This is a genomic window from Streptomyces smyrnaeus, from assembly GCF_017676345.1.
In the GTDB taxonomy this organism is placed as follows: Bacteria; Actinomycetota; Actinomycetes; order Streptomycetales; family Streptomycetaceae; genus Streptomyces; species Streptomyces smyrnaeus.
Map to the genome: position 1 here is coordinate 125,891 of NZ_JAFFZM010000008.1, position 16,594 is coordinate 142,484.

16 protein-coding genes and 1 tRNA gene are annotated in these 16,594 nt (G+C 68.6%); 8 read left to right on the plus strand and 9 right to left on the minus strand.

Annotation, left to right across the window (positions count from 1 at the left end):
* Positions 1-2: 2 nt before the first annotated feature.
* The gene (locus JW613_RS15065; RefSeq protein ID WP_209211324.1) at positions 3-1,016 is read right to left on the minus strand and encodes an SMI1/KNR4 family protein; all 1,014 of its coding nucleotides are present in this window, start codon (positions 1,014-1,016) and stop codon (positions 3-5) included.
* A 158-nt stretch (positions 1,017-1,174) separates the two neighbouring features.
* Positions 1,175-2,041, minus strand: a complete 867-nt coding sequence (locus JW613_RS15070; RefSeq protein WP_209211325.1) for a hypothetical protein — start codon at positions 2,039-2,041, stop codon at positions 1,175-1,177.
* A gap of 189 nt (positions 2,042-2,230) precedes the next feature.
* Here JW613_RS15070 and JW613_RS15075 point away from each other — a divergent pair, with 189 nt between their 5' ends.
* Both JW613_RS15075 and JW613_RS15080 read left to right on the plus strand, forming a co-directional pair.
* On the plus strand, positions 2,231-2,878 hold the full coding sequence (locus JW613_RS15075) for a YwqJ-related putative deaminase (protein ID WP_245225700.1): 648 nt from the start codon (positions 2,231-2,233) through the stop codon (positions 2,876-2,878).
* Positions 2,875-3,417: an SUKH-3 domain-containing protein gene (locus tag JW613_RS15080; protein WP_209211326.1), complete on the plus strand. Its 543-nt coding sequence runs from the start codon at positions 2,875-2,877 to the stop codon at positions 3,415-3,417. The genes JW613_RS15075 and JW613_RS15080 overlap by 4 nt, the downstream gene beginning before the upstream one ends.
* 24 nt (positions 3,418-3,441) lie before the next feature.
* Here the strand turns inward: JW613_RS15080 and JW613_RS15085 are convergent, their stop codons facing one another.
* Positions 3,442-5,010, minus strand: a complete 1,569-nt coding sequence (locus JW613_RS15085; RefSeq protein WP_209211327.1) for a sensor histidine kinase — start codon at positions 5,008-5,010, stop codon at positions 3,442-3,444.
* Positions 5,011-5,238: 228 nt separating this feature from the next.
* Between JW613_RS15085 and JW613_RS15090 the strand changes: the two genes are divergently transcribed.
* From JW613_RS15090 to pth, 5 genes are all read left to right on the plus strand, one after another.
* Positions 5,239-5,309, plus strand: a tRNA-Gln gene (locus JW613_RS15090).
* Between the two features lie 132 nt (positions 5,310-5,441).
* Positions 5,442-7,013 (plus strand): bifunctional UDP-N-acetylglucosamine diphosphorylase/glucosamine-1-phosphate N-acetyltransferase GlmU, encoded by a 1,572-nt coding sequence (gene glmU, locus JW613_RS15095; RefSeq protein ID WP_209211328.1) that lies wholly within the window; start codon positions 5,442-5,444, stop codon positions 7,011-7,013.
* Positions 7,014-7,177: 164 nt separating this feature from the next.
* Entirely contained in the window at positions 7,178-8,155 is a 978-nt protein-coding gene (locus tag JW613_RS15100; RefSeq protein ID WP_209211329.1) for a ribose-phosphate diphosphokinase, read from the plus strand.
* A 290-nt stretch (positions 8,156-8,445) separates the two neighbouring features.
* Positions 8,446-9,054, plus strand: coding sequence for a 50S ribosomal protein L25/general stress protein Ctc (locus JW613_RS15105; protein ID WP_209211330.1), 609 nt, complete (start codon positions 8,446-8,448; stop codon positions 9,052-9,054).
* A gap of 179 nt (positions 9,055-9,233) precedes the next feature.
* Entirely contained in the window at positions 9,234-9,824 is a 591-nt protein-coding gene (gene pth, locus JW613_RS15110; RefSeq protein ID WP_099881735.1) for an aminoacyl-tRNA hydrolase, read from the plus strand.
* Between the two features lie 23 nt (positions 9,825-9,847).
* Here pth and JW613_RS15115 read toward each other — a convergent pair whose 3' ends face one another.
* The 6 genes from JW613_RS15115 to JW613_RS15140 all read right to left on the minus strand — a co-directional run bounded on the left by JW613_RS15115 (position 9,848) and on the right by JW613_RS15140 (position 15,721).
* Positions 9,848-10,462: a hypothetical protein gene (locus JW613_RS15115; RefSeq protein WP_209211331.1), complete on the minus strand. Its 615-nt coding sequence runs from the start codon at positions 10,460-10,462 to the stop codon at positions 9,848-9,850.
* A 386-nt stretch (positions 10,463-10,848) separates the two neighbouring features.
* The gene (locus tag JW613_RS15120) at positions 10,849-11,475 is read right to left on the minus strand and encodes a hypothetical protein (protein WP_209211332.1); all 627 of its coding nucleotides are present in this window, start codon (positions 11,473-11,475) and stop codon (positions 10,849-10,851) included.
* A 20-nt stretch (positions 11,476-11,495) separates the two neighbouring features.
* Positions 11,496-11,891 carry a hypothetical protein gene (locus JW613_RS15125; protein WP_209211333.1) on the minus strand — a complete coding sequence of 132 codons (396 nt, stop codon included), beginning with the start codon at positions 11,889-11,891 and terminating at the stop codon, positions 11,496-11,498.
* A gap of 245 nt (positions 11,892-12,136) precedes the next feature.
* Positions 12,137-14,452: a hypothetical protein gene (locus tag JW613_RS15130; protein WP_209211334.1), complete on the minus strand. Its 2,316-nt coding sequence runs from the start codon at positions 14,450-14,452 to the stop codon at positions 12,137-12,139.
* Positions 14,453-14,485: 33 nt separating this feature from the next.
* Positions 14,486-14,980: a hypothetical protein gene (locus JW613_RS15135; protein WP_209211335.1), complete on the minus strand. Its 495-nt coding sequence runs from the start codon at positions 14,978-14,980 to the stop codon at positions 14,486-14,488.
* 174 nt (positions 14,981-15,154) lie between these two features.
* Positions 15,155-15,721 carry a DUF421 domain-containing protein gene (locus tag JW613_RS15140; RefSeq protein WP_209211336.1) on the minus strand — a complete coding sequence of 189 codons (567 nt, stop codon included), beginning with the start codon at positions 15,719-15,721 and terminating at the stop codon, positions 15,155-15,157.
* 309 nt (positions 15,722-16,030) lie between these two features.
* Here JW613_RS15140 and JW613_RS15145 point away from each other — a divergent pair, with 309 nt between their 5' ends.
* A complete protein-coding gene (locus JW613_RS15145; protein WP_209211337.1) occupies positions 16,031-16,546 on the plus strand; it encodes a hypothetical protein in 516 nt (171 codons plus the stop codon).
* The last annotated feature ends 48 nt before the right edge of the window (positions 16,547-16,594 follow it).

Here is a 16,594-nt window from a genome sequence, read left to right on the forward strand (position 1 = left end):
TCTCACCTCTCCACAGGGACGGCGCGGGCGAAGCCGCCGTCCACCATCAGGTTCGCCACGGTCTCCAGCTCCGGCGGGTTGCCGGCCAGCCGCAGCAGGAACTCGTCGAAGTCCGCGCCGCACGGCCGCAGCAGCCGCTCGACCCGCTCCTGGACCTGCATACCGTCGGCGTCCCGGGCGTCGTCGTACGCGCAGAACCACACCGAACCGGGCGCCTCGCCCTTCACCTTCACCGCGATCAGCCCACCCTGCACGAATCCGACCCCCAGGTAGTCCTTGGTGAGGTGGTCGCGCAGGCACTTGTTGATGTAGACGAGATCGTTGACGGCCGCGTCGTCACGCACCGTGAAGAACGGCTGGTCCACCAGCAGGCCCAACTCCGCGTCGAGCGCGACCCCCTGGGGCGCGCAGCCGCCCGCGACCTTCAGGAACGTCCGGTAGGCACCGGGCAGCCGATAGCCCAGCCGCTCCTCGACGTCCACCACCTGCCGCTCGCTCACCGCGGACTCGGGGCCGTGCGGGACGGCGAAGTGCGCGGGCCGGGTCTCCTGGAGGGGGCGCGTACCGGTCTTCTCGTGGTCGACACCCGCCGTCGTCAAACCGCCGTGGTGCCGCAGCAGCGCCTTGACCTCGACGGGCACGAGTTCCATCCGGCGGCTGAACGGCACGTGGTGCCACGTCCAACCGTGCGGGGTGGCGACGGACGGCAGATCCGCCCACAGCTCGTGCCCTTCGGCGTGCAGCGCGGCATTGGCCGACACGTAGTCCGTCAGGCGCAGTTCGTCGCCACCGAAGCCGTCCGGGGGCTCTGCGATCTCTGCTGCCGCACGGGCGTACGCGGAGAAGTCCGGGAACCCGCTGTGGTCGACCCGCACCCCCTGGGGGTAGCGGGCCGCCCTGACGGGATCCGGGAAGTTCACGACCTGCCCGGCGTACGCCCGGTTCGGTGGCGCGGGGGCTTCTCCCCGGCCCTGGGGGCCGGGAGGTGCCCCCACCCCAAGCCGACCTGTCGTCATGGCGTTGGCTCCCTGCTGCTTCTGGCTGGTTCCGAACAGCCTATGCGGTACCGCAGCAGGCAGACACCGCCCCTGGTGGTCAGCCCCGCGACCACCAGGGACTCAGCCCCGCGACCACCGGCGGCCCAGCCCGCGACCACCAGGGATTCGATCCTCGGTCAACGCCCGGTGGCGGCCTCCAGCTTCGCCAACTGCTTGTCCACCACCGGCTTCGGCTCCGCGACCCGCTCACCCGACAGCGAGGTGGACATGAAGCTCATGGTGTGAGCACCGGAACGGACAACCGTCACCAGCACCCCCGTCTTCCTCTTTTCCGGATTTTCCATGAGGAACCGCACGGAGTCGTCGCCCCGGCCCGGAGACGGCCGTGCCTCGACCGTCACCTTCTCGGTCCTGCCGGCCTTCTTGTCGACGATCTGCTCGCACTGCCGCGCGGCGCTCTTGAGATCGCCCATGAACGCCTCGGCCTCGCCCGGCCGATAGGCGGACAGCAGTACCTGGTGAATGGTGCTCCGGGCGTTGAGCTCGTCCTCACTTCCCTTGACGATGCCGGCACCGGCCCAGGCGGAGCGCTTCTGCTCGGAGTCGGAGCTGAAGACATCGATCAGCGGGCGGCACTCCGGGCCGGTCCGCGGAGTGTCGTCGTCGTCCTCACTGAGCGCCGTCTTGCTCTCATTGACCCGATAGCCCGATATGTCCCCGGTCTTGAGGAGCGCGGAGCGCAACTGCTGTTCGCCGAGCGGCTTCGCGGCGGCCTTGTCGCTGCCGTCGGCACCACCGCTGCCGCTCGCGTCACCCTTGCCGTCCTTGCCGTCCTCGGCGTTGCCGCCCTTGGCGCCGCCGTCCTTGCTGTCGCTCTTGCTGTCACTGCTCGCGCCGCCGCCGCTTCCCCCTCGGTCGGCGTCGCCTCCTCCACCGCAGGCCGTGAGCGGCAGCAGCAGCGCGGGCAGCGCGGCGGCAGCCACGAGCGTGCGGCGCGGCGCGCGGAGACGCGCGGGCCGCGTCGTGCGGGTCGTGCGGGTCATGGCCATCCCTCTCGGTCGCGGAGGCTGGCCATCATCCGCCGCCCCGGGGGGCGCCACAAGGCGCCCTTCACGATGTCGCCACCACCGCCACAATTCCATGACATCACCGGCGGAATGATCGACTCATGCGCCACACTGCATACTTGGGCGAGCCCCGGCACAGAGGGGACACTCTGGGAGGAAGCTCCATTGCACACGGCACCACAGGCGCATACACCGCGGCAGCCGGAAGCGCCGCAGTCGCAGCACGGCTCGTACAGCAGCTCGTACAGCAGCGGCGACCCGCGTATCGGCTGGATAGCCGCAGTCGACTCCCTCAGCGCCACCGCACCGGTCCTGCTCCAGCGCCGCGACGGCATCCTGCCGGCCGTCGCCGCCGCCCTGTCCATCCGTGGCGAGACCCTCACCTGCACGGGCAGCAAGGGCGAACGTCCACCCACCCACCACCCCTTGGTGCAGGACTTCCTCGACACCCTCACCACCGAGCGCCGCTCCCGCCAGACCGGCCGCTGCCCCGAAGCCGTACTGCTGTCGCGCTATCTGACCGCCACCGAGGCCGTCCGTGCGGAGAAGCGCGGCGGACGCAAGGCCGCCAGGAACGCGCGGAGCGGCAAGGGGACCGTCGGCAAGGCCTCCCGCACCGGGAAGGCGACCAAGCCGCTCACGCTCAGCGAGGCCAAGCGCGCCCTCAAACACGCCAAGCTCACCGCGCGCCGCATCCGGGAGGACGGCGACCCGCTGCACGGCAGCTACGCGCCGCCGTGCCGCTCCTGCGGGGCGCTGCTGGCCCACTTCGGGGTGCGGGCCGTCGACCCGGCACAGGAGAGCGCGCAGTGACCACCCGTTTCCCCGTCGCCGTCGACGACCCGCTGCGCACCGCCGGGTGGGAGCCCGGCCGCTGGGACATCCGGCAGGCCGAACAGTGGGCCGACACCCTGCGCGGCCACATCTCGCCCGGCGGCCACCGGCACGCGGTCTTCCCCGCGGCCGTCGAGGTGTGGGCCGAGTTCGGCACCCTGCACATCACCCCCACGGGCCCCGGCCGGCATCTGGCCCCCTCACCCGTGTACATCGACCCGCTCCCCGGGCTGCACTCGGCGCGCACCTTCTCCGATCTCGGCCGCGCGCTCGGCACCCAGGTCTGCCCGATCGGTATCGAGGGCGAGGACGAGGCGCTGCTGGCCATCGACGCCGAGCGCCGTGTCTACAGCATCGACGCGACCGGCGACTGGTATCTGGGCGCCGACTTCGACGCCGCCCTCTCCGCCCTGCTGATGGGGCTGGTCCCGGCCCGGCTGAGCGCGACCCCGCCGCCCACTCCCCCGCCGGAGAGCAGCACGGGCCCCGAGGGCCTCACGAACGCGCGTACGGGATGATTCCGGTCGTGCGCACGGGGCGATTCACGGTCGTGCGTACGGGATGATCGCCGAGACGCGGAAGCCGCCCGCGTCCGTCGGCCCGGAGACGAAACCGCCACCGAGCGCCGTCACCCGCTCCCGCATCCCCACCAGGCCGTTGCCGCCGCTGGGCAGACCCGCGTCGGCCGCGCCGTCGGCGGCCGGATCGTTCTCGACCTGGAGTGCGACCTCGGCGGTGCGGTGCGCGACCCGTACCCGGGTGGCCGCCCCCGCCGCATGCTTGTGCACGTTGGTCAGCGCCTCCTGGACCACCCGGTAGGCGGTCTGCTGCACCGGCGGAGGGCACGTGCCGTCGGGGCTGCCCTCGACGCTGAGCTCCACCGTCATCCCCGCGGCGCGTGACTGTCCGACCAGCACGTCGAGCTGCGCGAGGGAGGGCACGTCCGGCACGTCGGAGGAGGCGGCGCCCTTGTCGGCGCGGGGCCCGCCGTCGTGCGCCCCCGTCCGCGCTCCCTCCTTCCGGGCTTCCGCGGCACCCGTGCTCGCCCGCCCGGCGACCGCCGAGGCGAACTCGGCCAGTCGTGAAGGAGCCTCGGCGGCGCCGTCACCGGGCTGCCCGTCGACGGCGTCGGAATCCCCCATGGCCGCCGAGCCGGTCGCGGCGGTGGCGGTCGCGGCGGAACCTGTCGCGGAGCCGGGACGGGAGCCTTCCGCCACATGGGACCGCTCCACCTTGTCTGTCTTGTCCGATTTATCTGCGCGCTCCGAACGCTCCGTCCGCTCCGTACGCTCCGTTTCACCGGACCGCAGTACGCCCAGCATCGTGCGCAGCTCGTTGAGCGCCTGGCGGCCCATATCGCCCACCAGTGCGGCGTTCTTGGCGGCCTTCTCCGGGTCCTTGAGCGCCACCGCCTGGAGCGCCGCAGCGTGCACCACCATCAGGCTCACCCGGTGTGCGACCACGTCGTGCATCTCCCGCGCGATGCGGGTGCGCTCCTCGTTGCGCGCCCACTCGGCGCGCTCCTCCGCCCGGTCGGCCAGCAGTGACAGTTCGCGCTCCAGGCCGTCGGCGCGCTCCCGCAACGACTCCACCAGCCGCCGCCGCGCGCCCACGTACAGGCCGAGCAGCACGGGTGGGGCCGTCACACCGATCGACATGAGGACGGTCACAAGGGGGACGAACCAGGCCGAGGGGTTGAAGTCGGGGTCCTGCCCGATGCTCTGATCGAGCCGGAAAGCGGTGATCACCAGCATGCCGAGGGCGGCCATCGAGGCGAGCAGTCCGGTGATCCGGCGGGGCACCTCGGTGGCGGCGAGCGTGTAGAGGCCGACGACGCTGAGGAAGGTACCCATCTCGGCCGGTATGACGGCGATGGCGACCAGGACGACGGCTATCGGCCAGCGGCGACGCAGCACCAGCATCGCCCCCGCGACGGCGCCGAGCACCACCGCGAGCACACTGGGAATCCCCACTTCCCGGGCGAAGCCCTGACCCTGCAGCGCACACTCCGCGGCGGAGGCCGCGCCCAGGGCGATGTCGAGCACCGCACTCCGTGGTCTCTCCCACCACCACGGCCCGCCCCGCGTACGGTTTTCCCCCGTCTCGGTCATACCGACCACCCTACGACCGCCCCCCGGCAGCTTGCCCTGCCGATCCCCGGAACATCCCATTCCGCTCGTTCGTCCGTGACCGGACGGTTTCCCTCGGCGAGACAGCGCGGCGGCGTGCGCCGGGACAACACCCCCGCCCCTCGCCATTACCGTCGCGTGCGGACCTGATCGTGCGGCATAGTATGGGGTGCCCGATCAGCCGGAGCGGCATATCGGACATACAGTTAATCCCGGGTCGACTAAGGGCAAGTCAGCGGTTTTTGGTGCCGTCGATGGGGGTTCGAATCCCTCCCCGGGAGCCCACTCCCCTTCACGGGCGCTCTCCCCGCTCCCCGCCGCCACTGCCACGCGCGCACCCGTCGACGTCGGCGTGCGCCGACCCACCGGTATTCTGCGGACAGCACCCACCCCCGAAGCCGAAGGGCACACCCGTGAGCGTCACTCGCCCGGCAGCCGTCGTCGTTCTCGCAGCGGGTGAGGGCACCCGCATGAAGTCGGCGACTCCGAAGGTCCTGCACGAGCTCTGCGGCCGTTCGCTGGTCGGCCATGTCGTCAGCGCCGCGCGAGCACTGGATCCGGAGCAGCTGGTCGTGGTCGTCGGGCACGCGCGGGAGAAGGTCACCGCGCATCTGTCGCAGCTGGACCCCGGCATCCGTACCGCCGTACAGCACGAGCAGAACGGCACCGGGCACGCCGTCCGGATGGCGCTGGAGGAGCTGGGTGAGGACGGCCCCGCCGGGACGGTCCTGGTGACCTGCGGCGACACCCCGCTGCTGACCGGCCGGACGCTGCAGCAGCTGGCGGACACCCACGCCGCGGACGGCAACGCCGTCACCGTACTGACCGCCGAGGTCCCGGACGCGACGGGTTACGGCCGGATCGTCCGCGAGAGCGGCGGTGGCGCGGTCACGGCGATCGTGGAACACAAGGACGCGAGCGAGGAGCAGCGCGCCATCCGGGAGATCAACTCGGGGGTGTTCGCATTCGACGGTCGACTGCTGGCGCAGGCGCTCGGCAAGGTCCGTACCGACAACAGCCAGGGTGAGGAGTACCTCACAGATGTGCTCGGCATCCTGCGGGAGGCCGGTCACCGGGTGGGCGCCGCCGTGGCGGGTGATCACCGCGAGATCGCGGGCATCAACAACCGCGTACAGCTGGCCGAGGCCCGCCGGATGCTCAACGGCCGACTGGTGGAGGACGCCATGCTGGCGGGCGTCACGGTCATCGACCCGGCCACCACGTGGCTGGACGTGGGCGTGACCTACGAGCCGGACGCCCTGGTCCACCCGGGCACCCAGCTGCTGGGCAGCACACATCTGGGTCCGGACAGCGAGGTCGGGCCGAATACGCGGTTGACGGACACCCGGGTGGGTGCGGGCGCCACGGTCAGCAACACCGTCGCGCAGGGCGCGGAGATCGGCGAGGGCGCCTCGGTCGGGCCGTACACCTATCTGCGTCCGGGTACCCGGCTGGGCCGCAAGGTGAAGGCCGGCAGCTATGTGGAGATGAAGAACGCCGAGATCGGCGAGGGCACCAAGGTGCCGCACCTTTCGTATGTGGGTGACGCGGTGATCGGCGAGCACAGCAACATCGGCGCGGCGAGCGTCTTCGTGAACTACGACGGTGAGAGCAAACACACCACGACGGTCGGATCGCACTGCCGCATGGGTGCGGACAACATGTATGTGGCTCCTGTCACGGTCGGGGACGGTGCCTACAGCGCCGCCGGGTCCGTGATCACCAAGGATGTACCGCCCGGCTCGCTGGCCGTGGCGCGCGGCCAGCAGCGCAACATCGAGGGCTGGGTGGCCCGGAAACGACCGGGCAGCGCCTCCGCGCTGGCAGCTCAGGCGGCCCAGTCAGCCGACGAGGCGCAGACGGCAGCCGCGCAGGATGCGACCCGAGCAGCCTCCCGAGCATCGTCCGAGAGCCCCTCGGAGGCGGCTGAAACCACCCGTTCCACCGAGGGTGCGACCGGGCAGGTTCCCGCCGAAGAGGGTTAAGACCGGGTATCCGGTTGTATGACGCTGGGCGTACGGTTATGGGGAGCCTGACAGGCCATGCGGCCGAAAACCGATGCCGCCCCCGTTGACCGATGCGGCCCCGCCAACCGACGCCGCCCCCCGCTGAGCCGCCGTGCGGCGCACCACACAGGGAGACAACAGCAGTGACCGGGATCAAGACGACCGGCGAGAAGAAACTCATGCTCTTCTCCGGCCGCGCCCACCCCGAACTCGCCGAAGAGGTCGCCAAACAGCTCGGTATCGGCGTGGTCCCGACCAAGGCTTTCGACTTCGCGAACGGTGAGATCTACGTCCGCTTCCAGGAGTCGGCGCGCGGCGCCGACTGCTTCTTGATGCAGAGCCACACCGCGCCCATCAACAAGTGGATCATGGAACAGCTCATCATGATCGACGCGCTGAAGCGGGCGTCGGCACGGAGCATCACCGTGATCGTCCCGTTCTACGGCTACGCCCGGCAGGACAAGAAGCACCGCGGGCGCGAGCCGATCTCGGCGCGGCTGATGGCCGACATGTTCCAGTGCGCGGGTGCGGACCGCATCCTCACCGTCGACCTGCACACCGACCAGATCCAGGGCTTCTTCGACGGCCCGGTCGACCACCTGTTCGCGCTGCCGCTGCTGGCGGACTACGTGGCGGCCAAGACCGACCGCAACAAGCTCACTGTCGTCTCCCCCGACGCCGGCCGGGTCCGGGTGGCCGACCGCTGGGCCGACCGGCTCGGCGCCCCGCTGGCCATCGTCCACAAGCGCCGTGACCCGGATGTGGCCAACCAGGTGACCGTGCACGAGGTCGTCGGCGATGTGAAGGGCCGGGTCTGCGTCCTGGTCGACGACATGATCGACACCGGCGGCACCATCTGCGCCGCGGCCGACGCGCTGTTCGCGAACGGCGCCGAGGATGTCATCGTCACGGCCACACACGGCGTGCTCTCCGGCCCGGCCGCCGACCGGCTGAAGAACTCCAAGGTCAGCGAGTTCGTCTTCACCAACACCCTGCCCACCCCCGGCGAGCTGGAGCTCGACAAGATCACGGTGCTGTCGATGGCACCGACGATCGCCCGCGCGGTGCGCGAGGTGTTCGAGGACGGCTCAGTGACCAGCCTCTTCGACGAGCAGGCCTAGGCCCCACGGGGGCATGGCGGGACGCCCCGGGGCACGGCGGTGGGCCGCGCCGAGGCAAGGCGCTTGCCCGCTCGCGGGTGAGGCCCGCTCCCCGTTGATCGATTTCCGACCGGCCTCCCTCGCCGCGTAGACTCTGCGAGTCGCTCGGCGAGGGAGGCCGGTCTTCGACGTCTGGGATCCGACGTCCGGACCGGATGCTCCGTTATCGACGCGCGCTCTTCGTAGCAGGTCCGTCGGGACCGAGTGGCACCGCAGACACCCGTACCACCGTCACTCACGAGGAGCGCAGCATGGCTGACGTCAACATCAGCGCGACCATCCGCAACGAGTTCGGCAAGGGCTCGGCCCGCCGTCTCCGCCGCGAGGAGAAGGTCCCCGCCGTCATCTACGGTCACGGCGCCGACCCCGTCCACGTGGCCCTGCCCAGCTACGACATGATGATGGCGCTCAAGACCCCGAACGTCCTGATCCACCTGGACGTCGAGGGCAAGAAGGAACTCGTCATCCCCAAGGCCGTCCAGCGCGAGGCCATCCGCGGCTTCCTGGTCCACATCGACCTGCTGACCGTCAAGCGCGGCGAGAAGGTCGAGGTCGAGGTCCCGATCCACATCGAGGGCGAGCTGGCCCCGGGCCAGAACCTGATCGAGCACGTCTACAACTCGCTGCCGGTCGAGGCCGAGGCCACCCACATCCCCGAGTCGGTGACCGTCTCCGTCGAGGGCCTGAACGTCGGCGACCAGATCCTCGCCAAGGACATCACCCTGCCGCCCAACACCTCGCTCGCCATCGAGGGTGACGAGACCGTCATCCAGGTCCTGGCCGCCCAGGCCGAGGAGCCCGCGGCCGAGGGTGCGGAGGCCGCCGAGGGCGAGGCCCCGGCCGCCCAGAGCGCCGAGTAGGACCCCGCGCCACTGCGCAGAGCAGGGGCCCGCGCGCCTCTGCTCGGGGCGCGACCCCGTGGTCCGCGGGCGCCGGACGGGACTGCCGACACCGGCACACCGTCCGGCGCCCGCGGCACGGGAACCCAGGAGGGGACCGGCGCACAGCCGGGCACGATCTGACGACCGGAGGACCACGTATGTCGGCCACCACCCCGTGGCTCATCGCCGGACTCGGCAACCCGGGCCCCGACTACGCCGGCAACCGCCACAACGTGGGCTTCATGGTCGCCGATCTGCTCGCCGGCCGCATGGGCAGCAAGTTCAAGTCGCACAAGGCGGCCCGCGCCCAGGTGGTCGAGGGCCGCATCGGGATCCCGGGCACCACCAGCACCCGAGTGGTGCTCGCCAAACCGATGTCCTACATGAACGTCTCCGGCGGCCCCGTCAAGGCGCTGCTGGACTTCTACGGCATCGGCGCCGACCGCCTCGTCGTCGTCCACGACGAACTCGACCTCGACTACGGCACCCTCCGCCTCAAGCTCGGCGGCGGCGACAACGGCCACAACGGACTCAAGTCCCTCACCAAGGTTCTGGGCCGCGACTACTACCGCGTCCGCTTCGGCGTCGGCCGACCCCCCGGCCGGATGCAGGTCGCCGACTACGTCCTCAAGGACTTCTCCGCCGCGGAACGCAAAGAACTCGACTACTTCGTCGACCGCACCGCCGACGCGTGCGAGTCGCTGATCGCCGACGGCCTGGAACGCGCCCAGAGCACGTACAACAGCTGACGCGCCGCATTGCGGCCCGCGGGTCAGTCGCGGTTGATGGCCTGGATCTCCTTGACGGTGACGGCCACCTCGTCGACGGACTCCCCGTCCGGCATCTGATGGCGCGGCGTTCCGTCCGGGCTGTCGCCCTCGGCCCAGGAGACGCGCCAGGTCAGATACGCCTTGAGCGTGTGGGCCGCTCCCTTCGCGGTGACGCGCCGATACGTGATGTTGCAGTCGGCGTCCTCGGTGTCCACCGCGTAGCCCCCACCGTCGCTCTCGGCCAGGTCGTACGTGCACGACGCCGGATCCGCGTCGTCCGTCCCCGCCACCAACCGCAGCGTCGCAGGTTCGGCCACCGTGGTGGCCGCCAGGTCCAGCCCCGCCTCCTGAATGGCGGCGGTCACCCATACCCGGCCCAACTTCTTGGCGAAGCGGGCGTGGGTGGCGAGATTCACCACCTGCTGCTTCGGCTTCGGCGAGAGGGCCAACGGCGGCGCGGGCAGCGTCGTCTTCTTGTAAGCGAGCCCGGCGAGGATTTCCGGGTCGAGCACGGGCGCATCGGTGGGCGCCGGGTCGTCGGGCCCGACGAAGACGAAGCCGTCCTGATCGAGGCACTTCTGAGGAGTGCCACCGGTGCTGCTGGTGTCGTACCGCATGATGTACCACTGACCTTTGTCCCCGATATGCATATCGGGGTACTTCGCCCGCACCCCACCCTCCCGGCTTGCCCCCTCCCCGTGCCGTACATCAACGGTCGTGGCGTACGCGGAGAACTCCTCCGGCGAGTACCGGGGCTCGTACCAGCACGCCGGCGGCTCCCACTGCCCTCCCCGCACCGGCGCCATGGGAGTCCCCCCGGCCTTCGGCACATTGTGGAGGGAGAACTCGACCCGGGAGGCGATGTCGTTGGGTTTGTTGTTTTGCGGAGGTGGGGAGGGTTCGGTGGTACCGCCCCAGCCACCGCCGTTCCCGGCTAAGGCGGGGGGCGCCGACGATAAGAGCATCGCCGTGGCAGCCAGAACCGACGCAGCGGTTCTCTTGTTCACCGTGCGCATTTCTTGTCACCACTTTTCCCTGCCATCGAAATAACCACCCATGTATCACCGCGCTTCTCCATGATGGCCTTCCCGCTGACGAAATCGTTGATGCTCGGCCTGGTACGAATCACCTTTCCCGTCTTCACCATCTTGGCGAAAGCATCGCGTTGGCTTTCACAGAAGGTGACGGAAGCAGAGCTCTTCCCCAGGGTGACCTTGCGGTCGTAGTAGCGGTACGTGCCCGTTCCCACTTTTCCGTCCGCACGGTACTGTTTGACACGCGACTGGACTTGCTGCCCCGCGGCGTCTTGGTAGTAACGGTGAACTACCGGCACATCCGGCTCACCTGTCGAGTACGCCAGCGCCATGGCCTTGACCGCGTACGCGTGATCCCGTAGAACCTTGGCCTTCTTCGGATCACGCGTCGCCTCGTCCTCGAAGACGACACGAACACCCTTGGGAAGATCTAAGTTCGGCGCGCCCAAACTCTTCGACCGGCTCGGACTCGAACTCGGCGATGCCGAGGCCGACTTCTTACCGTCCTTCGCCCCCTCGATGTCACCCTTCCCGGACTCGTCACCGCTCCCGCAGGCACTGAGCAGCACCAGACCTGACACCGCTGCCGTCGCCATCACCGCACGTGTGAATGAGCTCACCGGCTACCTTCCCCTCTTTTGATGTGGACCGGCCCCTCGGGCAGCTCATCGGCGCCCTTGCATTTGTAGACGTTCTGCGCGAGGGTGCGGGCTGCGTAACCGGTCAATTCTGCGAGTTTCGTCATGCCGGCCGCATCGGCATCACGCGCCTTGCTCGCGCCTACATTCAAGAACAAGGTGTTGTCGGGGCCTTCAGCAGTAGGACATGGGATGCCGAAGTGGACCGTCCCGTTGAACTCGTCGTACGTTCCGCGAGCAGGACCGAGTTCCGCAACAAATTTGTTCTCTTTTTCCAGCTCGGCGAGGGGGTCGTTCGGGAAGCCCGAGTAGTCGACCCGGAAGCTGACACTTCTCCCCTTGGCACTCAGCTCGCAGACCGGGACGTCAGACATTCTGCGGCTTCCCGGGAAATTTCGAACGAGATGCGATTCCACTCCCCCCTCCCCTCCACTGAGAAGCGGCTCCAATTTCTTACCGGAAAAAGTACCGCCACATACACGTTCGGGTATGGCAATACCTTCTTCATTGCTGGGGCGGAGCCACCATACAGTTGCGGTAAGAACAGCTACGACCAACGCTGCGCACAGCGCGAGCGTCCGTTTCCCCATCAGGGCCCTCCGACCTTCCTCCACCTCCCTCATTTTCCCGGGAAATCATCGGCCACCGCGTTCGCAACGTCGGTAGCTGCCCAGTCCAAGGCTTCACCTTTCACACCCGCACGTTCTCCAGCGATTTTCGCGATCTCCTCCATCGCCTTTGCTTCCCGCATCTTTTCAGCGGCAAGAAAATCCCTGCGTCCTTCCTCCACTTGACGAACTACTTCCTCGGGGTCTTTTCGATACTGATCGAAAACTGCCTCTTGGACCGCACCCGCAATCTGCCCTGCGGCTTCGCCTCCGTAGGTGAGGCGACCCAAGCCCATGTCCACAATCGCCCCGACCAACTCTTGTTTCTTGTCCAACGATTCGTTGTACCGTTCGACGGCTCCGACTCTGTCCTGCGCTTTTTCGATACCCTCAGCTCTCCCTTCGGCTGCCGCAGCCGCAACCTTCGCGCCCGGCTCCGCGCCCTTGACCGCTGCATCCGAAAGACTGTTGTCTCCAGGCGGTTCGTGCATCGCGTTACGCAGGATCTCTGCCGAGACCGCGTGAGAGGCGTGCGTAATGGAGGCGTATCCGTCCGCATCCTGGGAGGCTGCCCGCAGGAAGCGTCCGAGTTCGTCGCCTTTCAGGTTTCCGACCTCTGCGACCTTCCCCTGCTCGGCAATAAGGCCGTCCGGAACGTGGACGATGCCGCGCTGCACATCGCGCATGTAGTCGGCAGCCATATTCCCCATGTGCGGCTGGAGCGGTTCCAACTCTCCACCGTGCTCCACCAAAGAAGCGTTTTCCGCTCCGCCCAGCCGCGACACCACGCGACGGAACAAGTCCGCCTGTTCCTGCGTATGCTTCAGCGGCGGGCCCTCGTCGCCCGGGGGGCGTCCCGTCGTTGCTGCTTCAATTGCGCTGCCCAGGGCGTCCTTGCCGCGTTTTGACTCGTCGTCGTCTCCGTCGGGCGGCCAGTCGCGAGGGTCGATCGGCTCCTCCCGGCTCTTGTCACCGAAGAAGTAGTCGAAGTTGGACAGTTCCTCGGGGCCGTGCTTGTCGCCGCCGGTGTAGCCGTTGAAGAACTCGGTCGCCGCGTCCGGGCTGTGGCTCAGCCCTTTCATCAGGCCGGCCATCGGGTCGAAGCCCGTGCCGCCCTTGGGGTCGAGGTTCAGGACGCCGTCGCGTCGGGCGTTGTGGGGGTTGGGCCAGCCGGCGGAGCCGTACTCGTTCCTGCGTTCGGTCTCGACCATGTCGTTGCCGACCGCGTTCAGGAAGCCCTCGTCGTACTTGCCGTGCCGCAGCATGTTGCCCAGCACCTGATAGCCGAGGACTTTCTGCTGGGGCATGGCGCCTTTGCCCCGCTCGTTGCTCTGCGGGTCGTGGAGGAAGATCGGCTCCTTGCCGACTTTCTTCAGTTCCTCCGTCCACGCGCTGCCGAGGTGGGTGACGTTTCCGTCCTTGCCGCCACCGGGATGGGTGGCCAGCGCGAGGCCGCGGTCCAGTGAGTTCTGGATGGTTCGGGAGAGTTCGCGGCGGGTGTCGCCGCCGTCCGTGGAGGCGTCGATGCCTAATTGACCGTGCAGGCGCAGCGCCTTCTTTGACCCCAGTTCGCGGTAGAAGCGGGTGGCGAACTCGGCGTCCGTCGCGTTGTACTTGGTCAGATCGCGGAGCCGCTGCAGGTCCGGCGTGCTGAGTTCCTTGCCGTGTGCCGCCAGTTCCAGCTCTTTCCTGGCGAGGCCGGCCGCCTCCTTGGCCTGGGCGTCGTCCAGGGATTTGTACGTGGCGTGGCCGGCGTCGTACTTGTCCTTGCCGTGGCTCTTGCCGATGTACCGCGCGGCGGTGGCGTCGATCTCGCGGGCTTTGCCGATCAGGAAGTTCAACCGGGTCTCGATGGCGTCCCTGGCTTCCCGCTCCTCGGGGGTGCGTTTCTTGCCGGTGCCGCCGATGTAGTAGCCGCTGGCCGTCGTGGCGTCGTCCGTTCCGTACCGGAACTCGCAGGACACGGTGCCGTTTCCGTTGTCCGTGACGTGGACGTCGAGTTTGCGGGCCTTCTCCTTCTCGGCCTCCACGTCCTTTTGGATGGCGACCAGGTCCTCGTGCGCGCCGTCCATCAGTTTCCAGATGCTTTCGGCCTCGCGCCGCAGGTCCTCGACCTCTTCCGCGATCTTCCGCACGAAGGGGCGTACCGCGTCCGCGTTGGCTCCGGCCCATCTCGCTTGCCGGGCCTTGGCGTTCATGTCGTCCTCGGCCTCGGAAGCCCGCGTCGTGAGTTCGCTTTGGATCTGCTTCCAGTCCGCCGCTGCCGTGCCGAAGCTGGATAAGTCCACCGACAGCAGGTCGGTGTAGGTGATCTGGGACTCCTTCATGCCCCGCCGTTCCCCCCTCGGTATGGCGATGGCTCAGTGCAGCAGTCTGGAGATCTGTGACGGCGTGAGCTCTGTTCCGTCCTTACCCAGAATCTGGGCACCGATCTTCCGGTCCTCTTCTCCGTGGTGGTCCTTGGAGAAGTCCAGGTGGTTGGAGATGTGGGCGCACCCTTGAAGCACTGTGTTCACCTGCGAGGTCCAGAACTTCGCGGTGCGGGCCAGTTCCTCGCCCAGTAGGAACGAGTGCGTCTTCAGCTGTGTGGCCGCGCGTCCGGTCGCCCCGGAACCGTTGCCGTCCTCGCCCCCGCCGAGGTCGGCCGACTTCCGCAGTTTGCGCCAGAGGTTGTAGGCGGCATGCCCCACGCGTCCGAGGTCGTCTCGTTGGACGACCAGCCATCCGGACCCGTCGAGACGACTACCGGCTCCCGGCCCGGTGTCCGGCGTGGTGGCCTGGTTGAGGCGCATGGCGGTCGATTCGGTGCCGCCTGAGCTGCTTTTGAGGTCGTTCCACTCCTGCTCGAAGGACATCCAGCAACCGCTCCGTCCGATCCCCGGCTCTCTTCCACGGTGTGTGTCTCTGTGTGTGCCTCTGTGTGTCTCTACTGTCACGTAGCGGCACGCGCAGTGACTGTAGTGCACATGTGACGGACTGGGGAGAGGATTCGAGGGCTCCGGGTGAGGGCCCGGCGCAGCCGTGAGGGATTACTTCCCCCGGCTCGCCCGCAGCATCTCCTCGATGGCCGTGAGGCGGTCCGCGAGACGGTCGATGTCGGCTCGGGTGGCTTGCTGCGCCTCGGCGCCGGGGACGACGAGCAGCCTGCCGTCCGGCTCCAGGCTGCCGTGCTCGACGGTCTCGACGGTGCCGCCGGTCTGGAGCCGTACCGCTTCCTCGACCTCTCCGGTGCGCAGTCCGAGGCGCCGCATCGCGCGGCGGACGATCCGGCCGTCCTCGATGACGGTGGTCGGCTTGCCCTCCAGCAGTCGGGCGCTGTGCCCCTCGACCGCCAGCAGCCTGTTGACGAGCGCGTTGACGCCCACCAGGGTGGCGGCGCCCACCACGCCGCCGAGCAGGCTGTAGTCGTCGCCGATGACGGCGTTCTGTACGACGTTGGACAGCAGGAAGATCACGACGAAGTCGAACGTGTTCATCGACGCCAGTCCGCGCTTTCCGGCCAGCCGGAACAGTACGACGATGACGGTGTACACCAAGACGGTGCGCAGGATCTTCTCGACGACCGGGATCTCGATGGTCATCATGTCGTGCCACATGTCGTCTGGCCTCCCTCTCGGTTCTGACAGTTCCCACAGTGGAGTTGCGGTTTCCCGATAGGCGCCGCAACGCGCGGAGAGAGAACGAGAGAAGGGGCGGCCTGGGAAGGAAGGGGGAGGAGGGAAGGAAGGAAGGGGAAAGGAGAGGCAGCGGTGAAGGGGGCAGCGGCTCCTGGAGACGGCTTCGACCGCGCCGACCGTACGCCCGTACGCCCGTACCGGAAGACTCGACTCCGATACGGCCCCAAGCACGTACAAGCCGGTCACCCAAGGTTGACCGGCTACCGTCAAGTGGCCAGGATCTCCGCCATGTCTTCACGAGCCGCACAGACCACAGTCAAGCGCAGCCGTATGCGGCGGCTCGGCGAGAGCGCCTTCGGGATGCTGCTGCTGGCGCGGGCCGGGCTGATGGCGCTGATCGCGCTGGTGCTGGTGGTGGCCGGGGTATGGACGTCGTGGGAGACGGCGGCCACCGCCATGACGGGCGACGAGCGCGGCACCGTCACCGTGAAGGAGTGCGGGGACGACGAGTGCACCGGGACGTTCCTCGGCGAGAAGACGTCCGAGCCGGAGCGGGTGACCGTCTCCGAGTTCGTCTCCGGCGGTGAGGGCCGGACGCTGGACGTGGCCGTGCAGCCCGGCACCGACCACGTCGTTCGGACGGGACCGGCCGGGATCCTGTACGCGTGGGTGCCGCTGGGCGGGGCCCTGCTGCTGGCGTCGCTGGTGATCGCCGGCGGGCTGCGGATGCGGAAGACGGCAGTGGTCACCGGGTTGTGCGGAGCGCTGGTCATGGGCGGGGCCTGGGCCCTGCTCACCTTCTGACGCGCGGAAGGGAAGCGCGCAGAAGGGAAGCAGGGCCCAGGCCCGTAC